Origin of the sequence: Zeimonas sediminis (genome assembly GCF_023721795.1) — a bacterium.
Classification (GTDB): Bacteria; Pseudomonadota; Gammaproteobacteria; order Burkholderiales; family Burkholderiaceae_E; genus Zeimonas; species Zeimonas sediminis.
This window is the reverse complement of record NZ_JAMQYE010000001.1, coordinates 2405628-2427421: the sequence shown is the minus strand read 5'-3', so window position 1 is coordinate 2427421 and position 21794 is coordinate 2405628. Positions and strand designations below refer to the sequence as shown.

General features: G+C 72.6%; 18 protein-coding genes. 12 read left to right on the top strand and 6 right to left on the bottom strand.

Annotated features, from left to right (window positions below):
- The first annotated feature begins 53 nt into the window (after positions 1-53).
- The 9 genes from M6I34_RS11485 (at position 54) to M6I34_RS11445 (ending at position 13560) form a co-directional block, all read left to right on the top strand.
- Positions 54-593, top strand: a complete 540-nt coding sequence (locus M6I34_RS11485) for a TRAP transporter small permease subunit (RefSeq protein ID WP_272485814.1) — start codon at positions 54-56, stop codon at positions 591-593.
- On the top strand, positions 590-1915 hold the full coding sequence (locus M6I34_RS11480; protein WP_272485813.1) for a TRAP transporter large permease: 1326 nt from the start codon (positions 590-592) through the stop codon (positions 1913-1915). The genes M6I34_RS11485 and M6I34_RS11480 overlap by 4 nt, the downstream gene beginning before the upstream one ends.
- A gap of 69 nt (positions 1916-1984) precedes the next feature.
- Positions 1985-3571 carry a gamma-glutamyltransferase family protein gene (locus M6I34_RS11475; RefSeq protein WP_418953512.1) on the top strand — a complete coding sequence of 529 codons (1587 nt, stop codon included), beginning with the start codon at positions 1985-1987 and terminating at the stop codon, positions 3569-3571.
- Positions 3572-3602: 31 nt separating this feature from the next.
- Positions 3603-5699, top strand: coding sequence for a TonB-dependent receptor family protein (locus M6I34_RS11470; RefSeq protein ID WP_272485812.1), 2097 nt, complete (start codon positions 3603-3605; stop codon positions 5697-5699).
- 129 nt (positions 5700-5828) lie between these two features.
- Complete coding sequence (locus tag M6I34_RS11465; protein ID WP_272485811.1) at positions 5829-7181, top strand: TolC family protein; 1353 nt, start codon at positions 5829-5831, stop codon at positions 7179-7181.
- A gap of 52 nt (positions 7182-7233) precedes the next feature.
- Positions 7234-8382: an efflux RND transporter periplasmic adaptor subunit gene (locus tag M6I34_RS11460; RefSeq protein WP_272485810.1), complete on the top strand. Its 1149-nt coding sequence runs from the start codon at positions 7234-7236 to the stop codon at positions 8380-8382.
- Entirely contained in the window at positions 8379-11441 is a 3063-nt protein-coding gene (locus tag M6I34_RS11455; RefSeq protein WP_272485809.1) for an efflux RND transporter permease subunit, read from the top strand. The genes M6I34_RS11460 and M6I34_RS11455 overlap by 4 nt, the downstream gene beginning before the upstream one ends.
- A gap of 68 nt (positions 11442-11509) precedes the next feature.
- Positions 11510-12187: a response regulator transcription factor gene (locus tag M6I34_RS11450; RefSeq protein ID WP_272485808.1), complete on the top strand. Its 678-nt coding sequence runs from the start codon at positions 11510-11512 to the stop codon at positions 12185-12187.
- Entirely contained in the window at positions 12184-13560 is a 1377-nt protein-coding gene (locus tag M6I34_RS11445; RefSeq protein WP_272485807.1) for a sensor histidine kinase, read from the top strand. Before M6I34_RS11450 ends, M6I34_RS11445 begins: the two co-directional genes overlap by 4 nt.
- 7 nt (positions 13561-13567) lie before the next feature.
- Here M6I34_RS11445 and M6I34_RS11440 read toward each other — a convergent pair whose 3' ends face one another.
- The 4 genes from M6I34_RS11440 to M6I34_RS11425 all read right to left on the bottom strand — a co-directional run bounded on the left by M6I34_RS11440 (position 13568) and on the right by M6I34_RS11425 (position 16810).
- On the bottom strand, positions 13568-15568 hold the full coding sequence (locus M6I34_RS11440) for a DUF2207 domain-containing protein (protein WP_272485806.1): 2001 nt from the start codon (positions 15566-15568) through the stop codon (positions 13568-13570).
- A gap of 13 nt (positions 15569-15581) precedes the next feature.
- The gene (locus M6I34_RS11435; protein WP_272485805.1) at positions 15582-16145 is read right to left on the bottom strand and encodes a LemA family protein; all 564 of its coding nucleotides are present in this window, start codon (positions 16143-16145) and stop codon (positions 15582-15584) included.
- A gap of 84 nt (positions 16146-16229) precedes the next feature.
- Entirely contained in the window at positions 16230-16619 is a 390-nt protein-coding gene (gene vapC / locus M6I34_RS11430) for a type II toxin-antitoxin system VapC family toxin (RefSeq protein WP_272485804.1), read from the bottom strand.
- On the bottom strand, positions 16616-16810 hold the full coding sequence (locus M6I34_RS11425; protein ID WP_272485803.1) for a type II toxin-antitoxin system VapB family antitoxin: 195 nt from the start codon (positions 16808-16810) through the stop codon (positions 16616-16618). The genes vapC and M6I34_RS11425 overlap by 4 nt, the downstream gene beginning before the upstream one ends.
- Before the next feature lie 260 nt (positions 16811-17070).
- Here M6I34_RS11425 and M6I34_RS11420 point away from each other — a divergent pair, with 260 nt between their 5' ends.
- Positions 17071-19116: a hypothetical protein gene (locus M6I34_RS11420; RefSeq protein ID WP_272485802.1), complete on the top strand. Its 2046-nt coding sequence runs from the start codon at positions 17071-17073 to the stop codon at positions 19114-19116.
- 54 nt (positions 19117-19170) lie between these two features.
- Here the strand turns inward: M6I34_RS11420 and M6I34_RS11415 are convergent, their stop codons facing one another.
- Positions 19171-20046, bottom strand: a complete 876-nt coding sequence (locus M6I34_RS11415) for a LysR family transcriptional regulator (RefSeq protein WP_272485801.1) — start codon at positions 20044-20046, stop codon at positions 19171-19173.
- Between the two features lie 261 nt (positions 20047-20307).
- Here M6I34_RS11415 and M6I34_RS11410 point away from each other — a divergent pair, with 261 nt between their 5' ends.
- Both M6I34_RS11410 and M6I34_RS11405 read left to right on the top strand, forming a co-directional pair.
- Positions 20308-20571: a DUF4242 domain-containing protein gene (locus M6I34_RS11410; protein WP_272485800.1), complete on the top strand. Its 264-nt coding sequence runs from the start codon at positions 20308-20310 to the stop codon at positions 20569-20571.
- Between the two features lie 66 nt (positions 20572-20637).
- A complete protein-coding gene (locus M6I34_RS11405) occupies positions 20638-21351 on the top strand; it encodes a YceH family protein (RefSeq protein ID WP_272485799.1) in 714 nt (237 codons plus the stop codon).
- Positions 21352-21390: 39 nt separating this feature from the next.
- Here M6I34_RS11405 and M6I34_RS11400 read toward each other — a convergent pair whose 3' ends face one another.
- Positions 21391-21789, bottom strand: a complete 399-nt coding sequence (locus M6I34_RS11400; protein ID WP_272486665.1) for a type II toxin-antitoxin system VapC family toxin — start codon at positions 21787-21789, stop codon at positions 21391-21393.
- Between the last annotated feature and the right edge of the window lie 5 nt (positions 21790-21794).

The following is a 21794-nucleotide window of genomic DNA, read 5'->3' as shown; positions in this document are numbered from 1 at the left end:
ACGGGCCGCTGCGTCCTGCCGATGCGGCGGCCCTCCCGCCTCGAGGTATCGAGATGAATGCATTCAATGCCTCGCTCGAGCGCGTCGTCCTGGCGCTCGGCTGGGTGGCGCGCGCCTCGGTGCTCGCGCTGGTGCTGCTGGTGGCCGCCAACGTGCTGCTTCGCTACGCGTTCTCGTGGAGCCCGGTCGGGCTGCAGGAGTTCGAGTGGCACCTGGTCTCGCCGATCGCGCTGCTCGGCATGGCCTACGCGGTGCACCACCGGGCCGACGTTCGGGTCGACTTCCTGTACGACGGCTTCGGCGAGCGCGGTCGCGCGCTGGTCGACGTGGCGAGCGGCCTGCTGACGCTGGCCGTCGGCGTGGCGATCGCCTGGCTCGCGATCCCGTACGTGATGCAGGCCTACGAGATCGGCGAGGGCTCGCCCGACCCCGGCGGCCTGCCCTTGCGCTTCCTGCTGAAGGCCTTCATCCCGCTCGGCTTCTCGGCGCTCGCGCTGCAGGGGCTGGTCGACACGCTGCGCGCGGTGTCGCGGCTGCTCGCGGTCGCGCAGGCCGCGGTTCCGGCCAAAGCGCCGGCCAGGGTGCACGCGTGAGCCTCAACGAATGGCTCGCGATCGGCCTGATCGCGGGCTTCCTGGTCATGATGATGCTCGGCATCCCGGTCGCGATCGCGCTGGCCGTGTCGGGCTTCGTGTTCGGCTGGCTTGGCTTCGGCGACACGCTGTTCTCGCTGCTGCCTGCCCGCCTCTACGGCGTCGTCACCAACTACACGATGCTGGCGATCCCGCTGTTCGTGTTCATGGGCGTGATGCTCGAGAAGTCGCGCGTGGCCGAGGACATGCTCGAGACGATCGGTCGCGCGATGGGCGGCGTGAACGGGGGCATGGGCATCGCGATCGTGCTGGTCGGCGTGCTGATGGGCGCCTCGACCGGCATCGTCGGCGCGACCGTGGTCACGGTGGCGATGCTGACCCTGCCCACCTTGCTGCGGCGAGGTTATTCGCCGGGCATCGCCTGCGGCACGATCTGCGCATCGGGCACGCTCGGGCAGATCATCCCGCCCAGCCTGGTGCTGATCCTGCTGTCCGAGATCGTCGGCGAGTCGGTCGGCACGCTGTTCGCGGCGGCCTTCCTGCCGGGGCTCGCGCTGGCGGCCATCTACGTGGTCTACCTGCTGGCGATGGGCTGGCTGCGGCCGTCCGCGGTGCCGGCGATCCCGGCCGACGAGCGCGCCGCGCACGCTGCGGGCTCGCTCGCGCGCGACCTGCTGCGCACCGTGGTGCCGCCGCTTCTGCTGGTGGTGGCGGTTCTCGGCTCGATCATCGGCGGCGTCGCCGCGCCCACCGAGGCCGCGTCGATGGGCGCGCTGGGCAGCGCGCTGATCGCGATCGGCGCGCGGCGGATGAACGGCAAGCTGCTGCGCGAAACGCTGCACGGCACGCTGACGATCACCGCGATGGTCTTCTTCATCCTGCTGTGCGCGCAGCCCTTCGCGCTCGCCTTTCGCGGGCTGGGCGGCGAGGGCATGGTGCACGGCCTGTTCTCGATGGTGCCCGGCGGCGAGACCGGCGCGCTGCTCTTCCTGATGGCGCTGTTGTTCGTGCTCGGCTTCTTCCTCGAGTGGATCGAGATCTCGTACATCGCGCTGCCGATGTTCCTGCCGGTCTTCCAGAACTACGGCACCGACATGGTCTGGCTCGCCACGCTGGTCGCGCTGAACCTGCAGATGTCCTTCCTAACGCCGCCCTTCGGCTGGGCGCTGTTCTTCCTGAAAGGGGTGGCGCCGGCCGGGGTCACCACCCGGCACATCTACCTGGGCGCGCTACCCTTCGTGCTGCTGCAGATGCTCGCCGTCGCGATCCTGTTCCTGTTCCCGGGCGTTGCCACCTGGCTGCCCAAGGCGATCGGGTGGTAGCCGGCATTCGAGAGTAGCCGGCGACCGCAATCGGACGGCGGCGCCGGCAGACAGCCAAGGAGATCCCTCTTGATCCAGACCCCCGCCGCCCTGGGCGGCATGATCGTCGCGCCCCACCACCTGGCCGCCCAGGCCGGCCGCGACGTGCTCCGTGACGGCGGCAACGCGGTCGAGGCGATGGTGGCCGCGGCCGCCGCGATCGCCGTCGTCTATCCGCACATGAACGCGATCGGCGGCGACGGCTTCTGGCTGATCCACGAGCCGGGCAAGCCGCCGGTGGCGATCGACGCCTGCGGCGCTGCCGCCGGGCTGGCCGACCGGAGCTTCTACGCCGGACTCGACGCGATCCCGTCGCGCGGACCGAAGGCAGCGCTCACTGTCGCTGGAACCATCAGCGGCTGGGCCAAGGCGCTGGAGGTGGCGCAAGGCTGGGGCAAGCCGCTGCCGCTGTCGCGGCTGCTCGCCGACGCGATCCGGCACGGCCGCGACGGCGTGGCGGTCACCGCCAGCCAGGCGGCGCTCACCCGGCAGAAGCTCGACGGCCTGAAGGACGCGCCCGGCTTCGCCGACGCTTACCTGGTCGACGGCGAGCCGCCGGCGCGCGGCCACCTACTGCGCCAGCCGGCGCTCGCGCAGACGCTGCAGACGCTGGCCGAGCGCGGGCTCGACGACTTCTACCGCGGTGGCCTGGCCGCGAAGATCGCCGCCGGGCTCGAGCGGCTCGGCAGCCCGCTGCGCGCGGCCGACCTGGCCGCGCACCAGGCGCGCATCGTGGAGCCGTTGTCGGTTCGGCTGGCCGACGCCACCGTCTACAACCTGCCGCCGCCCACGCAGGGGCTCGCCGCGCTGATGATCCTCGGCATCTTCGACCGGCTCGCGGTCACCGAGGGCGAGGGCTTCGCGCACCTGCACGGGCTGGTCGAATCGACCAAGCGCGCCTTCCGCGTGCGCGAGCGGATCGTGACCGACCCGGGCCGCGTGCCCGAGCCGCCCGCGTCCTTCCTGGCCGACGAAGTGCTCGACCGGCTGGCCGAGGAGATCGACATGGCCCGTGCGCTGGCCTGGCCCGAGCCGGCCGCGCCCGGCGACACGATCTGGATGGGCGCGATCGACCGCGAGGGCAGGGCGGTCAGCTTCATCCAGAGCGTTTACTGGGAGTTCGGCTCCGGCGTCGTGGTGCCCGGCACCGGCATCTGCTGGCAGAACCGCGGCACCAGCTTCTCGCTCGACCCGGCCGCGCTGAACGCGCTCGAGCCGGGCCGCAAGCCCTTCCACACGCTGAACCCGGCGCTCGCGCTGTTCGACGACGGCCGGGTCATGCCCTACGGCACGATGGGCGGCGAGGGCCAGCCGCAGACCCAGGCCGCGGTGTTCACCCGCTACGCGCGCTTCGGCCAGACGCTGCAGCAGGCGGTCAGCGCGCCGCGCTGGCTGCTCGGCCGCACCTGGGGCGACGTCAGCACCAGCCTGAAGCTGGAGAGCCGCTTCGACGCGGAGCTGGTCGAGTCGCTGCGCGCGGCCGGCCACCAGGTCGAGCTGCTCGCGGAGGGCTTCAGCGACACGATGGGCCATGCCGGCGCGCTGGTGCGGCATCCGGACGGCCTGATCGAGGGCGCGTCCGATCCGCGCAGCGACGGCGCGGCGGCCGGGGTCTGAGCCTGGGTTCGAGCCGGCGTTGGGCGGCGGCGTGAGCCGAAAGGCCGCAGCCGGCGGGGTCGGCGCCTGCCTGCTCGCGCTGGTCGCCCCGGCCCCGGCGACCGCGCAGGCTCAGGCGCGGTCGATGGACCCGGTCACGGTCACCGCCACTCGCGTCGAGCGGTCGGGCTTCGAGCTGCCGGCCTCGGTCGATTCCTTCGGGCTGGATCCGCTCGCCGCGCAGCGGCCCGGCGTGAACCTGTCCGAGTCGCTCGGTCGGGTGCCGGGCATCGTGGTGCGCGACCGGCAGAACTTCGCGCAGGACCTGCAGGTGTCGAGCCGCGGCTTCGGCGCGCGCGCGAGCTTCGGCGTGCGCGGCGTGCGGCTGCTGCAGGACGGCGTTCCGCTGACGATGCCCGACGGCCAGGGCCAGACCGGGCTGTTCGACCTCGACGCGGCCTCACGAATCGAGGTGCTGCGCGGCCCCTTCGCCGCGCTGTACGGCAACTCTTCCGGCGGCGTGGTGTCGCTGTTCACCGAGGACCCGCCCGCCGCGCCGACGCTTCGGCTCAACGGCGGCGCCGGCAGCTTCGGCGCCTGGAAGATGGGGCTCGGTTACGGCGCGCCGCTCGGCGCAGTGGCGGCGGGCGGAGCGGTCTTCAACGCCTCGCGCTTCGCCACCGACGGCTATCGCGATCACAGCCGGGCGCGGCGCGACCTGTTCGGCGCGAAGCTCGCCTGGGGCGACGAGCGCGACGACGGCCGCTTCATGCTGAGCGCGACCGCCCTGGACCAGCCCGACACCCAGGACCCGCTCGGCCTGACCCGCGAGCAGCTCGATCAGGACCCCACGCAGGCCGGCGCCGGCGCGATCGCCTTCGACACCCGCAAGAGCGTCGACCATCGGCAGGCTGGCATCGAATGGTCGCGCCGGCTCGGCGACTCGGACAGGCTGGTGCTGCGCGGCTACGGCGGCGATCGCCGCGTGGTGCAGTTCCTCGCCTTCAGCGGGGCGGCGGCCGGCTCGTCGGGCGGCGTGGTCGACCTCGACCGGGGCTTCGGCGGGCTGGGGTTGCAGTGGACGCGCGAGGCGCGGCTGGCCGGCGGGCCGCTGTCGTTCTCGCTGGGCGTCGACTACGACCGGATGAGCGAGCGCAGGCGCGGCTTCGTCAACCAGTCGGGCGTGGCCGGCGAGCTGCGCCGCAACGAGCGCGACACGGTCTGGAACTTCGACCAGTACGCGATCGCCGAGTGGTGGTTCGCCGACCGCTGGCGGCTCGCCGGCGGCGTCAGGCACTCGAGCGTGAGCTTCCGGGTCGACGACGACTACGTGACCGCGGTCAATCCCGACGACTCGGGCCGGCGCGACTACTCCGCGACACGCCCGGTGCTCGGCCTGCTCTACGCGGCCAGCGACTCGGTGAATCTCTACGCTTCGGCCGGTCGCGGCTTCGAGACGCCGACCTTCGCGGAGCTGGCCTATCGGCCCGACGGGCAGCCGGGGGTGAACTTCGCGCTCGAGGCGAGCACCAGCACGAACCTGGAGCTCGGCCTGAAGGCGCGGCCGAGCGCGGCCAGCCGCTTGAACCTCGCGCTGTTCCGCGCCAGCACCCGCAACGACATCGTGCCCGACGCGAACGTCGCGGGCCGGACCACCTTCCGCAATGCGGCGCGCACCGCGCGGCGCGGCGTCGAGCTGGGCATGGAGACTGCGCTGGGCCGCGGCTTCGAGGCCTGGCTCGCGTGGACCTGGATCGACGCCGAGTTCCGCGACTACGTCAGCCTCGCCGGCGAGGACCTGTCGGGCAGGGCGCTGCCCGGCGTGCCGAAGCACCTGCTGCAGGCCGAGCTCGCGTGGCGGCATGCGCCCTCGGGCTTCGCGACCGCGCTCGAGGCGCAGTGGGCCGCGAAGGTCTGGGTCGACGACGCCAATTCGGCGAGCGCCGCCTCGTACGCGGTGGCGAACTGGCGCTTCGGCTACGACTGGCGCGTGGCCGGTTGGCGGATCCTGCCGTACGCCCGGATCGACAACCTGTTCGACGCGCGCTACGTGGGCTCGGTGATCGTGAACGCGGCCAGCGGCCGCTACTACGAGCCGGCGCCGGGCCGCGCCTGGTTCGCCGGGGTGAAGGCGAGCCGCCGCTTCTGATCCGCCGCTTCCGGTCCCCGGTTCCCGGCTCGCGCGGCCCGTCCCCTGCGCTGCAAGCTTCGCGCAAGCTTGCCGTAAGCCTCGCGTTGGGACGCTGGCCTAGATTGCCGCGTTTTCGGATCCCCGAGCGTGAGCATCCTGGAAACCGCCGCTTCCCGGCGACGGCCCGGCCTGGCCGGTGCCGCCTGCCTCGTTCTCTGCCTTGCTGCGGCCTTCGCCGCGCCCTGCGCAGCCGGCCAGCCGGCCCCTGCGGCCGAAGGCGGCGCGGCCGGGGCGGCCGGCGATGTCCGGCCCGAGGCGCTCAGCCTGGCCGATGCGCAGGCCGCAGTGGCGGCCGGCAGCCGCAGCCTCGAGGCCGCCCGCCTGGCGCTCGAGGCCGCCCGCGGCGCGCTGGACAGCGCCAGCCGCAAGCCCAACCCGACCCTGAGCCTGGGCACCGGCACCGCGCAGCAGGGCGCCTACAGCCCGCGCGACCTCGACGCGTACGCTCGACTCGAGCAGTTGATCGAGCGCGGCAACAAGCGGGCCTTGCGCACCGAGGCCGCCTCGCGAACCGTGCAGGCCGCGCAGCTCGACCTGGAGGACACGCTGCGCCAGTTGCGGCTGGCGCTCGCCCGTGCCTACTACGCGCTGAAGTCGGCGCAGGACGGGGTCGCGTTCGCCGAGCGCGACGCGCAGTCGCTCGCGCGCAGCCTCGACGCGGCGCGGCGCCGGCTCCGGGCCGGTGACATCGCCCGGGCCGACGTGGCCCGGATCGAAGTCGAGGCGGGCCAGGCGGACAACGCGCTGCGCTTCGCGCTCGCGCAGCGCGAGGCCGCCCGGCTCGCGCTCGCCCGGGTGATGGCGCGCGAGGCCGACGCCGTGCGATTCGTCGCCGCCGACGACTGGCCCGGGCTCGACGCGGGCGAGCCGGCCCCGGAGCGCCTGATGGCCGCGGTCGAGCGCCGGCCCGACGTGCTCGCCGCCGCGCAGCGCCTTGCCGCGGCGCAGGCCCGGTTCGACGAAGCGCGCGCCCAGCGCACCCGCGACGTGAGCGTCGGCCTGTTCGCCGACCGCAACCGCCTGGGCAACGGCGGCACGACCTTCGGCGTGTCGGTCACCGTGCCCCTGTTCGTGAACAACGACCTGAGCGGCGACATCCGCCAGGCCGAGGCCCAGCTCGACGGCGCGCGAGTCGCCCTCGAGCAGGCGCGCGCGGACGCGCTGCTCGAGCTGCGCGCCGCCCGGGTCCGGGCGGCCGCCAGCGCCGACCGGCTTGCGCGGATCGAGCGGCAGATCATGCCCAGCGCCGAGGAAGCCGCCCGCGCCACCGAATTCGCCTACGAGCGGGGCGCGTTGCCGCTGACCGACCTGCTCGACGCGCGGCGCCGGCTGCAGGCCAGCGCGCGCGACCTGGCCGAGGCCCGCGTCGACCACGCGATCGCGCGCGCCGAGCTCGAGGCCAGCCTTTCCGAGGCGGGCGCCGAACCCGCGCGCCGCTGAACCGGGGGAGCCTCGCCGCTCTCCCAGCTTTCCGATGTCCAGGCTTCCCACGATGATCCGAATTTCGCCGAACCTTCCCGCCCGCGCCGCCGCCGTGGCGCTGCTCGCGGCGCTGACGGCCGCCTGTTCCCGCCACGAGCCGCCGGCGCCGCCGCAGCCCCGGCCGATCGTGGAGGGCGAGCGAATCCGCTTTCCCATGGGGAGCCCGCAACTCGCGTCCCTGCGCTCGATCGAGGTGCGCGGCGGCGAGGGCGAGGCGGTGCGGATCCAGGGCCGGCTGGTCTGGGACGAGACCCGCACCACGAGGGTCGATCCCCCGGTGGCCGGTCGAATCGTGCGCGTCCTCGCCGCGCCCGGCGACAGCGTCGCGGCCGGCCAGCCGCTGGCGCTGATCGCCTCGCCCGACGTCGGCCAGGCGCAGGCCGACGCCCGCCGGGCCGAGGTCGACCTGGCCGCGGCGACGAAGAACCTCGCCCGCATCCGCGAGCTGCACGAGGCGGGCGTTGCGCCCGCTCGCGAGCTCGAGGCGGCCGAGGCCGAGCGCGCCCGCGCGCAGGCGGAGCGCCAGCGGGCGCAGGCGCGCCGGGCCCTGCTGGGCGTGGCCGGCGACATCGACCAGAGCTTCGCGCTGCGCGCGCCGATCGGCGGCGTCGTGGTCGAGCGCTCGGCCACGCCGGGGCTGGAGGTGCGCCCGGACCAGGCGCAGCCGGGTCAGCCGGCCCTGTTCGTGATCAGCGACCCGACCAGGCTGTGGGCGAGGCTCGCGATCCCCGAGCGCCTGGCGGCGCTGGTCGCGCCGGGCCAGTCGGTCGCGCTCCGGCCCAACGCGGCGCCCGACCGCCTGATCACCGCGCGGATCACGCACGTCGCCGACTTCATCGACCCGGCCACTCGCACGCTGGCGGTCAGGGCGGAGGTCGCCAACGAGGACCGCGGCCTGAAGGCCGAGATGTACCTGGCCGGCGAGCTGTCGGTGCCCGCGCGCAGCGTGTCGACGGTGCCGGCCAGCGCCCTGCTGCTGTCGGGCGACCGCTACTACGCCTTCATCGACGAGGGCGAGGGCCGCTACGAGCGCCGCCCGCTGCGCGCCGAGGAGGGCGGCTTCGGGACCATGCGGGTGCTCGAGGGCCTGGCGCCCGGCGAGCGCGTCGTGGTCGACGGCGTGCTGCTGCTCGAACAGCTGATCGGTGCCCGGCGATGATCAGGCGACTGGTCGAGTTCGCGCTGCGCCAGCCGCTGTTCGTCGTGCTGGGCGTGTGCCTGCTGGTGGGCGGCGGGCTGATCGCGTTCAAGAACCTGCCGGTCGAGGCCTTCCCCGACGTCACCGACACGCAGGTCACCGTGATCACGCTCTATCCGGGCCGGGCCGCGGAGGAGGTGGAGCGCCAGGTCACGATGCCGATCGAGGTGGCGCTTTCCGGGGTGCCCAACGCGATCCGCGTGTTCTCGCACACGCAGTTCGGCCTGTCCTACCTGGTCGTGACCTTCGACGACGAGGTCAGCGGCTACTTCGCCCGCCAGCAGGTGCTCGAGCGGCTTCGCGGCGCCGACCTGCCCGAGGGCGTGCGGCCGGAGCTCGCCGCGATGACCTCGGCGATCAGCGAGGTCTACCGGTACCGGCTCAAGGCGGCCGACAGGAACCCCACGCAGCTGCGCGAGATCCAGAACTGGGTGATGGAGCGCCAGCTCAAGACGGTGCCCGGGGTCGCCGACGTGGTGAGTTTCGGTGGCCTGATCAAGACCTACGAGGTCCAGCCCGACTTCGCCCGGATGCGCAGCCTCGACGTCTCGCTGCAGCAGCTGATCGACGCGCTGGAGAAGTCGAACCGCAACGCGGGCGGCGGCTATGTCGAGCACGGCCGCCAGCAGTACCTGATTCGCGGCATCGGCCTGCTGCGCGACGCGGCCGAGCTCGAGGACGTCGTGGTCGCCGAGCGGCAGGGCGCGCCGGTCATGGTGCGCGACGTGGCGCGGGTCGCGCTCGGCGCCGTCCCCCGGCAGGGCGTCATGGGCCAGGACGACGACGACGACGTGGTCGCCGGCATGGTGCTGATGCGCAAGGGCGAGAACCCGTCGAAGGTGCTCGACGCGCTGAAGGAGAAGCTCGACGAGATCCAGCGCACGCAGCTGCCGGCGGGCACCGAGATCGTGCCCTTCTACGATCGCAGCTGGCTGATCGCCCGCACGATGAAGACCGTGTTCACGAACCTGGTCGAGGGCGCGCTGTTGGTCTGCGTGGTGCTCTACCTGTTCCTGTCGAACTTCCGGGCGGCGGCGATCGTCGCGTCGATCATCCCGCTCGCGCTGCTGGGCACCTTCCTCGGCCTGACCTTCGTCGGCATCCCGGCCAACCTGCTGTCGCTGGGCGCGATGGACTTCGGGATCATCGTGGACGGCGCGGTCATCGTGGTCGAGCACATCTTCCACAGGCTCGCGCAGATGCGCGAGGGCAGCCCGATGGAGGATCGTCGCCGCGCGGTCCTCGACGCAGCGGTCGAGGTCGGGCGGCCCACGCTGTTCTCGATGCTGATCATCATCGCCGCCCACATCCCGATCTTCACGCTGCAGCGCCACGAGGGCAGGATCTTCGCGCCGATGGCCTGGTCGGTGAGCTCCGCGCTGGTCACCTCGCTGGTGCTGTCGCTGACCCTGGTGCCGCTGCTGTGCCTGTGGCTGCTGCGCCGCAAGCTGCCGCACGAGGAGAACCCGCTGATCCGCCGGGCCAAGCAGGTCTACAGGCCGGCGCTGGAGTGGGCCCTGGACCACCGCCGCGCGGTCATCGGCATGGCCGTGGCCGCGCTGGTCGCCACGGCCGCGCTGGCGCCGCAGCTGGGCACCGAGTTCCTCCCCGAGCTCAACGAGGGCAGCGTCTGGGTGAACGTCACGCTCGAGCCCTCCACCTCGATCAGCGCCGCCCAGGCGCAGGCGCGCCAGGTGCGCGACCTGCTGCGCCGCTCGCCCGAGGTGCGAAGCGTGGTGTCCAAGCTCGGCCGCCCGGAAGACGGCACCGACCCGAAGATCGCCAGCCAGATCGAGGCGCTGGTCGACCTGTATCCCGAGGAGCAGTGGCAGCGGGGCCTGGGCAAGCGCGAAGTGCTGGCCGAGCTCGATGCGGCGCTCGCCACGATCCCCGGCGTGCAGTACAGCTTCTCGCAGCCGATCCGCGACAACGTGCTCGAGAGCATCTCGCAGATCGACGGACAGATCGTCATCAAGATCTCCGGCGACGACCTCGACAAGCTGCGCGGCTACGGCGATCGGGTGCTGAAGGCGATCCGCGACGTTCAGGGCGTGTCGCGCGCGTTCATCGATCGCGCCGGCCAGCTGCCGCAGTACCGGATCGAGGTGGACCGGGCCCGCGCCGCCCGCTTCGGCCTGTCGGCGGGCGACATCGACACGGTGATCGAGTCGGCGCTCGCCGGCTACGAGGCCACGCACATCTGGGAGGGCGAGCGCCGGTTCGCGGTCGTGCTGCGCCTGCGCGAGGCCGACCGTGAGCTCGCCCGGCTGCGCGACATCCAGCTCTCGACGCCGTCGGGCCACTTCGTGCCGCTGTCGGAGGTGGCCACCTTCCGGGTGACCAGCGGCGCGATGAACATCGCCCGCGAAGGCGGGCGCCGGGTGCTGTCGATCGGCGTGTTCATCAAGGACCGCGACATGGGCAGCGCGGTGGCCGAGATGCAGGCCCGCACCGCCTCCGCGCTGAAGCTCGACGAGGGCTACACGGTGACCTGGTCCGGCGAGTTCGAGAACCAGGAGCGGGCGATGGGCCGGCTGGCCTGGGTGATGCCGCTCTCGATCCTGATCATCTTCCTGTTCCTGTTCGACGCGTTCAAGTCGCTGAAGGATGCGGCGCTTATCGTCGCGAATATCCCGTTCGCGATGATCGGCGGCATCGTCGCGCTGCTCGTGACCGACACGCCGCTGTCGGTCTCGGCGGCGATCGGCTTCATCGCGCTGTTCGGGCAGGCAGTGCTCAACGGCGTGGTCATGCTGACCTACTTCGGTCAGTTGCAGGATGCCGGCATGTCCGTGCGCGATTCGGTCGCCCACGGCTCGCTCGACAGGCTGCGCACGGTGCTGATGACCGCCCTGCTCGCGATGCTCGGCCTGCTGCCGATGGCCCTGTCGCACGGCATCGGCGCGGAGACGCAGAAGCCGCTGGCGATCGTGGTGATCGGCGGGCTGATCAGCGCCACCCTGCTGACCCTGCTGGTCCTGCCCACGCTGTACTACGCCACGCGCACCCGGCGGGGGTAGGATTGGCGGCGCGGCCCGGCGGTGCCAGCCCGCCGGCGCCGCCCCACCAGGTGCGGAGTGCAAGGCTGATGAGAGTGCTGATCGCGGAAGACGACCCGTTGCTGGCCGACGGGCTGACCCGCACCTTCAACGGTCACGGCCACGTCGCCGACGCGGTCGGCGACGGCCGGCGGGCCGACGACCTGCTGCGGCGCGACACCTTCGACCTGCTGGTGCTCGACGTGAACCTGCCGGGCATCGACGGCTTCGAGGTGGCGAGGCGGGCCCGCGCCCGCGGCATGGCGATCCCGATCCTGATGCTCACCGCGCGCGACGCGGTGCAGGACCGCGTGCACGGCCTGAACGTCGGCGCCGACGACTACCTGCAGAAGCCGTTCGACAAGGAGGAGCTGCTCGCGCGGGCCAATGCGCTGGTGCGGCGCAGCCGCGCGCAGCGGGCCGACACGATCGTCCACGGGCCGCTGGTCATGGACCTCGCCGCGCGACGCTGCTTCGTCGACGGCGATCCGCTGGACCTGCCGCCGCGCGAGTGGCTGCTGCTCGAGTACCTGCTGCGCAACGTCGAGCGCGTGGTGACCAAGGACCAGATCGTCGCCGCGGTGTGCCGCTGGGACGAGGACATGAGCGGAAACGCGATCGAGGTCTACGTGTCGCGCCTGCGCGCCAAGCTCGAGCCGCACGACGTGCGGATCCGCACCGTGCGCGGGTTCGGCTACATGCTGCAGGCGGCGGCGCCCGCCCGATGATCGCGAGCCTGAGGCAGCGGATCCTCGTCTGGACGGCGCTGCCGGCCGCCGTCGTGCTCTCGGCCTTCAGCGTCTACGACTACGTGACCGCGTCGCGGCCCGCCACGCTGGCCTACGACCAGGCGCTGCTGAGCACGGCGCTCGCGATCGGCCCGTACGCGATCGGCGACGCCGCCGGCCCGCGCCTGAACCTTCCGCCGGCGCTCGAGGACGCGCTGCGCACCGACAGCTTCGACCGGCTCTGGTTCGCCGTCCGAACGCTCGACGGCCACCACGTGGCCGGCGACCGGTCGCTGCCCGATGTCCAGCCGCAGGGGTGGATCCCGGTCTACCTCGACGCGATCTATGCCGGAGAGCGGGTGCGCGTCGCCGGCGTCAGGCTGCCCACGGCGGCCGGCGAGCTGTTGTTCGTGGTCGGCGAAACGCGGCGCAAGCGCGACCGGATGCAGCGCGAGCTGGTGCGCAGCCTGGTCGTCACGAACCTGGGCCTGATCGCGGCCGTGGGCCTGGCGGTCTGGTTCGGCGTTCGCCTGGGCCTGCGTCCGCTCGCCGAGCTGCGCCGCGAGCTGATGGCCCGCTCGCACGCCGACCTGAGGCCGCTGGCGGCCAAAGGCGCGCCGTCCGAGCTCGAGCCGATCATCCGCGAGATCAACTCACTGCTGGACCGGCTCGGCCAGGCGGTCGCCACGCAGAACCGCTTCGTCGCCAATGCGGCGCACCAGCTGCGCACGCCGCTCGCGGGCCTGAAGACGCAGCTCGAGCTGGTCCTGGAGCAGCCGTTGCCGGCGAACACCGAGGGCCTGGTGCGGCGAGCGCGCGAGGCGACCGACCGGATCGCCCGGATGGCCAACCAGATGCTCGCGCTGGCGCGCGCCGAGCCGGGCGAGGCCGCGGCTGCGCGGATGCAGGTGGACCTGGCCGGCGTGATCGGCGAGCTGGTCGACCCCTACGTCCATGCCGCGCTGGCGCGCGACGTCGACCTCGGCTTCGAGCTGGCGCCGGCGCCGACCCTCGGGGATGCGACGCTGCTCCGCGAACTGGCCGCGAACCTGGTCGACAACGCGGTGCGCTACTGCTGGCACGGATGCCGGGTCACGGTCCGCACCTTCGTGCAGGGGACCGAGGCGGTGCTCGAGGTGGAGGACGAGGGGCCCGGGATCCCGCCGGCCGAGCGCGAGCGGGTGCTCGAACGCTTCTACCGGATCGCCGACACGCCGGGACCGGGGTCGGGCCTGGGCCTGGCCATCGTCAAGGAGATCGCGGCCGCGCATCATGCGCGCTTGTCGTTGGCCCCGGGCGCCGGGGGCAGGGGCCTGCGGGTGACGGTGGCCTTCCCGGCGCCATCCGCCGCACAGGCCCCTCGCAGCGCCTGAGCGCCGGCTACCAGCCGCCCCCGCCGCCGCCGCCGCCGCCGCCTCCGGACCCCCCGCCGCCCGAGAAGCCCGACGACGAGGACTTCGGCGCCGGCATCGCGCTGGCGAAGGCTCCCTGCGCGGCGGCCACCGCGCCGGTCATCGCCCGCGCGAAGCCGCGGCCCGACCAGCTCGGCCCGGTGCGCCACCCCGGGCGATACGAAGCGCTCACGTCCTGCCCGGGGTGCGCGCGCGCGAAGGCCGCCTCGAAGGCCTCCGACCAGGGCTTCTCGGCGTCCAGCGCGATCGCGTAGGGCAGCAGCCGCTCGAAGCGTTCGGCGGTGATCTCCGGCGCGCCCTGCAGGTTCAGCCGCTCGGTCTCGGCGGTGCGCAGGTAGAGCTCCAGCCCCTCGATCTGGTCCATGACCGGCCGGCCCGCCGCGGTCGGCGCGCGCAGCAGGTAGTAGAACAGCCCGTTCAGCGCGGCGAAGCCGCCCACCAGCACCAGCGGGAACGCGTTGTCGGCGATGCCCTCGAGCAGCGTCTGCCGGAACGAGGCCGACAGCGGGCCGTCGGGCCCGGCGACCTGGGTCACGAACATGGTCGCCATGTAGGCCAGCGCGGTCAGGTGGATCGCCGACGCGATCACTACCCGCAGCCGGCTGCCGCCGAGCAGCGCGCGCACCGCCTGCACGACGAACACGCCGACGAAGGCGCCGCCGACCGCCGAGCCTATCAGCAGCCCGATCTCCGCCTCCCGAAGCTGCCCGAACACCAGCACCGCGCCGATCGCGAGCCCGGTCAGGAAGACGCCGGCGCCGAACCAGCCCAGGTTGCGCTTGAAGAAGCGATGCCGGTTCTCCTTCTCGATCGAGGCCTTGAAGCTCGCGAAGGCCTTCGCCAGGCTCTCGCCGTTCGCGCGGTCCACGAAGGCGACCCCGCCGCTGCCGTCGATCCACGACAGCAGCGTGCGCTCGCCGGGCGGCAGCGCGTGGTACTCGGGGCGCGCCTGCGGGCCCGGCACCGGCGGTCCCGCGCGCTTGAGGATCAGCCCGCCGCCGCTGTCGTCGAACTGCACCAGCCCCTTCACCGCCAGCGAGACCGCCGCCGCGGTGAACTCGCGCCAGGCGCCGCTCCAGCCCCACTCCCGGATGTAGCCGGCCAGCGCCGGCGAGATGCCCTCCGGCGGATGGAAAAGCGGGATGATCGTTCCCTTCGGCGGATCGCGGCCCACCGCGCGCCAGACGATCAGGTAGAAGGCCGCCACGACCAGCAGCCCCAGGCCGCTCAGCACGTAGCGCCGGTTGTCCAGGAAGGCATAGTGCAGCTGCTGGGCCTGCGACGGCGGCGCGACCGCGCCCTGCGGCAGTTCCGCCACCAGCGTCAGCCCCTCGCCGGGCGACAGCCGGCGGGTGGTCTCGAACTCGAGCTGGCCGTCGTCGCGAAGCCGGGCCCGGAAGTCCGCGCCGCGCTCGCCGAAGCGGCCGGTGTAGCCGGTCCAGCGCACCGGCGCCGCATCGCCCGGCAGGCGCACCAGCGCGCGCGCCGACGCGATCGGGAAGGCCCACTCGTTGCCGGTCACGTTCCAGTACAGCTCGGCGCGTCCGTCCACGAAGCGGATCTGCCTGCCGGTGCGGTAGCGCAGCTCGTAGCGGTACACGCCGGGCTCGAGCAGCCGGTTCTCGTCGCCGGCGTAGATCCGCACGCCGCGCGCGCTGCTGCGGGTGAAGTGCGGCTCGGCGCGGCCGTCGCGCGTGACCGCGACCAGCTCGAAGGACACCGAGCGCAGCCTGCCCTGGTCGTCCTCGAACTGCAGCGGGAAGTCGCGGTAGATGCCGCGGCGGATCCGGCGGCCCTCGGCGCGCACCGTGATCGACTCGATGACCAGCAGGTCGCCGTCCGCCTGCACCTCGATCGTCGAGAGCCAGCGCTCGATCGTCTCTTCGGCGAGCGCGTAGGGCGAGGCGAGCAGCAGCAGCGCGACGAGAAGTGCGTGCGCCACGCGCCGCATGTTGCCGTCCGGATTCACTCGCGCCCGCCGCTCACTGCGGGAACGACACCTTCGGCGCTTCGCGCTCGGCCTCGCTGCCGACCTCGAAGAAGGCCTTCTTCGCGAACCGGAACCAGCCGGCCACCAGGTTGCTCGGGAAGGATTCGATCATCACGTTCAGGTCGCGCACCGCGCCGTTGTAGTAGCGACGCGACATCTGGATGTCGTGCTCGACCGCCTGCAGCGACTGCTGCAGCTCCAGGAAGTTCTGGTTGGCCTTCAGCTCGGGGTAGTTCTCGACGATCGCGAGCAGACGGCCGAGCGCGCCCGACAGCATGCCCTCGATCTGGCCGCGCGCGGCCACGTCTTCGGCGGGCGCGGCCCGCGCCTGGTTGCGCAGCGCGGTCACGTTCTCGAGCAGCGCGCGCTCGTGCGTGGCGTAGCCCTTCACCGCCTCGACCAGGTTCGGGATCAGGTCGGCGCGGCGCTTGAGCTGCACGTCGATGCCGCTCCAGCCTTCCTCGGCCATGTTGCGGCGCCTGACCAGGCCGTTGTAGGTCGCGACCAGCCAGCCGGCCACGACGGCGACGACGACGAGAACGACGATCCAGGTCATGGGCGTTTCCTCTGTGGGAGGCGTGCGCGATCTGCGCGATACGCAACCTTATGCGCTGGACGGTCGCGGCGTAAAGCGCCGGCGCTACGCCGCGCGCAGGCCGAGGTGCTCGACGAAGGGGTCGAAGTCGCGGTCGCTGTAGAGCAGCGCGTAACCGCCGGCGATGCAGCGGGTGGCGATCACCGTGTCGATCGTCTTGCGCGGCGTGACGCCCCGCTCCCGCAGCGCACGGAAGTTCCTCGCCGCCTGCACCGCGATCTCCGCCCCACCCAGGGCCACGATCTCGAGCCGCGACAGCAGCCTGCGCGCCTGCTCGAACTCGCGGTCGCTGCGGAAGCCCTGCAGCACCTCGGCGAGGATCAGGTCGCCGGTGGCGAGCAACTCGGTGTCGAGGAGGGCGTCCAGGCGGTCCGCCTCGGGCGTGCGAGCGCCCCGGAAGTAGTCGATCCAGACGCTCGAGTCGACGAGGATCAACGGTCGGTCCTCATCGCATCCAGGTCTCCTTCCCAGTGCAGCTTGCCGCGGAACTTGCGGATCTCCTGCTGCCGGCGCAGGCGTAGCAGGGTCCGCAAGCCGAGTTCGACCGCCTCGCGCTTGGTCCTCAGGCCGGTTGCCTTCAGCACCTGCTTCATCAGCTCGTCGTCGATCACGATGTTCGTTCGCATGATGTGTATGCAATGCCTTTCACATACACATTGTCCTCCCGAGCCGTCCGCTCGGCAAGCAACCGCGCTCGCCTGCTCGTCCCCCTGGCGCGATCGTCCCGCGGCGCGTCCCCGCAGGCAATCCGCCAGGCGGCCGAGGCCATCCGGACGATCCCGTTCGAGGTCTCGCGAACCAGGCTCACGCCATGAGCCCCGCGCCCCGGATACTCGTTCGCACCGATCGGGCAACCCGACCCGAACGGCCTCGAAGGAGCCGCCGAATGAACTCTTCCTCCCCGCTTCCCGTCCGCCGCATCACCTTCTACAAGCACGGTGTCGCAATGGTCGAGCGCGAGGGCCGCGTTCAGGGAGACTCCCTGCGCCTGGCCTTCCGGGACGAAGACCTCGACGACGCGCTGAAGAGCCTGACCGTGCTCGACCGTTCCGGTGGCCAGGTTGCCTGCATCGACTACGACATTCCGGCCGGTGCCCGCAGCGAGGCCAACCCGCTGTCGCTGCGGGCAGGCACCGGCATGCTCGACCTGATGGAGAGCCTGGTCGGCTGCCAGGTTCGCGCCGAGCTGGCGGGCCGCGGCGAGCCGGTCGAGGGCCGGATCGCCGGCTTGCAGTACGCGAAGGAGCGGCGACGCCTGAAGGGCGCCACGCTGATGCTTGCCGACGAGGCCGGCGGCGGGGTGCGGGCGCTGCCGGCGGCCGAGGTCGCGCGGCTCGTGCCGCTCGATGCGCGGGCCGGGCAGGACCTTGGCCGCTTCCTCGATGCCGGAAGGCGCGCCGGGGGCATGCAGGCGGTCTCGCTGCGGCTCGCGCCCGGCGAGCACGACCTGGCCGTTTCCTGCCTGGTGCCCGCGCCGGCCTGGCGGGTCAGCTACCGGGTGATCGCGGAGTCGCACTGCGGCGGGCCCGAGCCGAAGGCGACCGCGCCGACCTGTGGCGTCCGGCCGTCCGCGACGACGGACACCGGCCGCCTGATCCTGCAAGGCTGGGGCCTGGTCGACAACCGCTTCGACGAAGACCTGCAGAACGTCGAGATCTCGCTGGTTGCGGGCCAGCCGATCTCCTTCGTCTACGACCTGAAGACCTCGCGGATCCCCGCGCGCCGGAAGGTGGAAGACGCGGCCAGGGGCGCCGCCGGCCCGGTCGAGTACGGCGCACTCGCAGCCGCATGCTTCGACGCCGACCTCGAGCCGGAGGAAGGCGCCGGTCGAGTGATGATGTCCTGCGACAGCGAGCCGCCGCGCGCCGGCGGCCGTCTCCCGGCCGCGCTGCGAAGCGAACGGGCGGCCCGGCTGGCGAGCATCCCCGAGCTGGAGGCCGCCGCGCCCGCCAGCCGCACCGCCGACCAGCGCGAAACCTTCGCCTACGAGGTGCTGCGCCCGGTGTCGATCCCGCGCGGCGCGAGCGCCCTGGTGCCGGTGCTGCAGGCCACGCTCGACTACCGCCGCGAGCTGTTGTTCAACGAGGACAAGCACCCGGACCATCCGGTCGCGGCGCTGCGCTGCGTGAACCGCTCGGGCCTGGTCCTCGAGCGCGGGCCGGCCACGCTGGTCGAGGACGGCCGCTACCGCGGCGAGGCGATCGTTCCCTTCACCGGCCGCGACGGCAGCCTGTACCTGCCCTACGCGGTGGAGCTCGGCATTTCGGTGCGCGTCGACGACGAGCGCAGCGCCGAAACGCAGCGGGTCTGGCTGGCCGACGGCCTGCTGCACGAGGAGATCGCCACGATCAGGCGCTTCGGTTACGAGATCGTCAATCGCACCGGCGAACCCCGAACGGTCACGATCGAGCGCGACGCAGACTCGCTGCCCGGCGAGCTGTTCGACACGCCGCAGCCGGCTTCGCGCGGCGAGGGAGTCCTCCGCTGGGACGTGGCCTGCCCGGCCGGAGGCACGACTCGTTTCGGCGTGAGCGCCCGCCGGGTGATCGCGCGGCACCAGGCGCTTGCCGACCTTCGCTACGACGCGATCGCGCGCTGGCTGGCCGACGAGGGCCTCGCGGCCGGCACGCGTCGCGCGCTCGAGGCCCTGCGCGACGAGCTTTCCGCCATCCAGGAGAACGACAGGCGGATCCGCCAGCTCGGCGAGCAGCGCGAGAAGCTGATCGCGCGTCAGGAGCACCTGCGCCGGAACATCGGCGCGCTGTCCTCGAACGGCGACGAGGGCGAGGTGCGGCTCAGGATGGTCCGCGAGCTGCAGGCCGCCGATGGCCAGCTCTCGGGCATCGACCGGCTGGTCGCCGAACTGCAGGCCGAGAACGAGCGCAGGCGTGCCGGCCTCGGCGCGAGGCTCGCGCCGGTGAAGGCCGTGTGAGCGGCGAGTGAGGGGCGCGCGACGGGCGAGTAAACGGCGCAAGAGGCGCGGCGGCTACTCCCAGCCGTACGTGGTCAGCGCCCTCAGGAACAGCGACGCGGCCGGTGGGCGGGGCCGGCCGCGCACCTCGATCGCGTGCACCTCGCGAGCCACGTCCGGCTCGACCAGCGGCCGCGACACCAGGCCGGTGGCGGTGATCGAGTACTCGGGCATGAACGCGAAGCCAAGGCCCGACAGCACCATCGACTGCACCCAGTCCTCCCGGTCGCTGCGAAACTTGGCGTAGAGCTCGATCTCGCGGGCGCCGATCACCTGCATCACCGTGTCGCGCATCTCGCAGGCGAGCCGGTCCACGTAGTCGGCCTGATGGACGTCGGCCAGACGGATCGTGTCGAGCCGTGCGAACGGGTGGCCGGGCGCGAAGACCACCACGTAGCGCTCGCGGTACAGCGGTTCGCTTCGGTAGGAGTCGCCGAAGCCGGCGGCCGGGTTCGCGATCGCCAGGTCCAGGTCGGCCGCCTCGAGCCGCCGCGCCAGCGAGTCGGCCGCGCCCTCGGAGATCGCCATCTCGACGCCCGGGTTGGCGTCGCCGAACTCGCGCAGGAAACGGCCGATACGCGCCGGGCCGATCGTCGGCAGGATGCCGACCCGCAGCGGCGTCTGCTTCAGCAGCCGGAAGTTCTTCGCCACGGTCAGCGCCGCTTCCTGCTCGTTCGCGAGACGCTCCAGGTGCGGCCGGATCATCCGGCCGAGCTCGGAAAGCACGAGCCGCCGGCCTTCGCGATGGAACACCGCGCCGCCGACCTCGTCCTCGAGCCCCTTGATCGCCTTGGTCAGCGCGGGCTGGGTCAGGCCGCAGGCCTCGGCCGCGCGCGAGAAGCTGCCGTGCTCGCAAATGGCCAGGAAGTACCGGATCTGGCGAAGTTCCACCGTGTTCCTCCCGATGCTTCTTCTTGCCGCGAAGTCTAGGCGGCTCGGCGACCGTGGGGAAGCCCCTCCACCGGTACCTGCGGTCATCGATCGATAACCGTCGGGCGCTTCCGCGCGCGGGCGCACGACCCTAGGCTGAGTCCCGTGGCGTCGCGCGCCGGAGGCGCCGCTCCTGCAGCGTCGCTCCGGCCGCGCGGCCCCAGCGGGGCGCATCCGTGGTGGTGCGCCCGCCGATCTTCATGTCGAACCCAGGAGGCACCCATGAGCGTGTACATGGTCGAGCGTTCGCTCGCAGGCATCGCGATGTCGGATCTGGCCGCCGCGCAGAAGCGCGCGATCGAGACCTCGCAGGAGTTCAGCGCCGGCGGCACGCCAGTGCGCTACATCCGCACGACCTTCGTCCCGGGCACCGGCGCCTGCATGTGCCTGTTCGACGCGAACGATGCGGACGCGGTCCGCCGCGTGAACGAGAAGGCGGGCATTCCCTTCGACCGGATCACCGAGGCGCTGGACCTGACGCCCTAGCCCGGGAAGGGTGCGGGCGCCGCGGGGCGCTAGACTGGTGGGCCGACCCTCAGTGCCGACGCCCCGATGTCCGACTCCCCGCTGTCCCCGCTGCCCCCGCTGTCCCTGCTCGAGTCGCGCGTGCTCGGCGTGCTGGTCGAGAAGGAGCGCACGGTTCCCGACACCTATCCGCTTTCGCTCAACGCGCTCACCGCCGGCTGCAACCAGAAGACCAGCCGCAATCCGGTGATCGAGGCGACCGAGGCCCAGGTGCTCGCTGCCCTGGATACGCTGCGCCGGCACTCGCTGGTGATCGAGTCGAGCGGCAGCCGCACGATGCGCTACTCGCACAACGTGAAGCGGGTGTTCGGGCTGCCCTCGCAGTCGGTCGCACTGCTGGCGATGCTGGCGCTGCGCGGGCCGCAGACCGCTGCCGAGCTGCGCGCGAATTGCGAGCGGCTCGAGCGCTTCGCCGACGCCTCGTCGGTCGAGGGCTTCCTCGACGAGATGGCGGCGCGGCCCCAGGGCCCGCTGGTTCGGCTGCTGCCGCGACAACCGGGCGCGCGCGAGGCGCGGTGGGCGCACCTGCTCGGTGGCGCGCCCGACGAGCAGTCGCAGGCCGGCGAAGCGCGGGTGGCCGCCGCCGGGGTCGAGCCGGCGACCGGGGGCACGTGGGTTGCGGGAAGCGCGCCGATGGCGGCTTCCGCCGGGGCAGCGTCCGTCGAAGCGCGACTCTCGCGACTGGAGCGCGAAGTCGCCGAACTCAGGGAAATGCTGGCCGCGCTGGAGAAGGGCCGCTGACGCGCTACCGCTCCGCGGCGCGCAGCCGCGGATGCGCCGTCAGGTCGCCCAGGACTCGGTTCTCAGCCCGGTCACGCGCGAGAACTCGCGCTGGTTGTGGGTGACCAGCGTCGCGCCCTCGGCCAGCGCATGGCAGGCGATCCAGAGATCGTTCGCGCCGATCGGAGTTCCTGCGGCCTTCAGGCGCGCGAACTGCGCCGCGTAGTGTTCGCAGAGCGCGCGGCCGACCGAGTAGAGCACCGGCACCTGCAGCGCCAGCCGTTCCAGCTTGCGGACGACCTCGTCCTTCTTCGTGCTTCGTTCGGCGCCCTTCAGCAGCTCGGCGAAGGTGACGAAGGACATGCAGAGCTGCGCATCGGCCGCCAGAGAGCCGACCCGGCGGGCCACCGACGCCGGCCTGTGCTTGATCAGGTAGATCAGCGTGTCCGTGTCGAGCATGTACT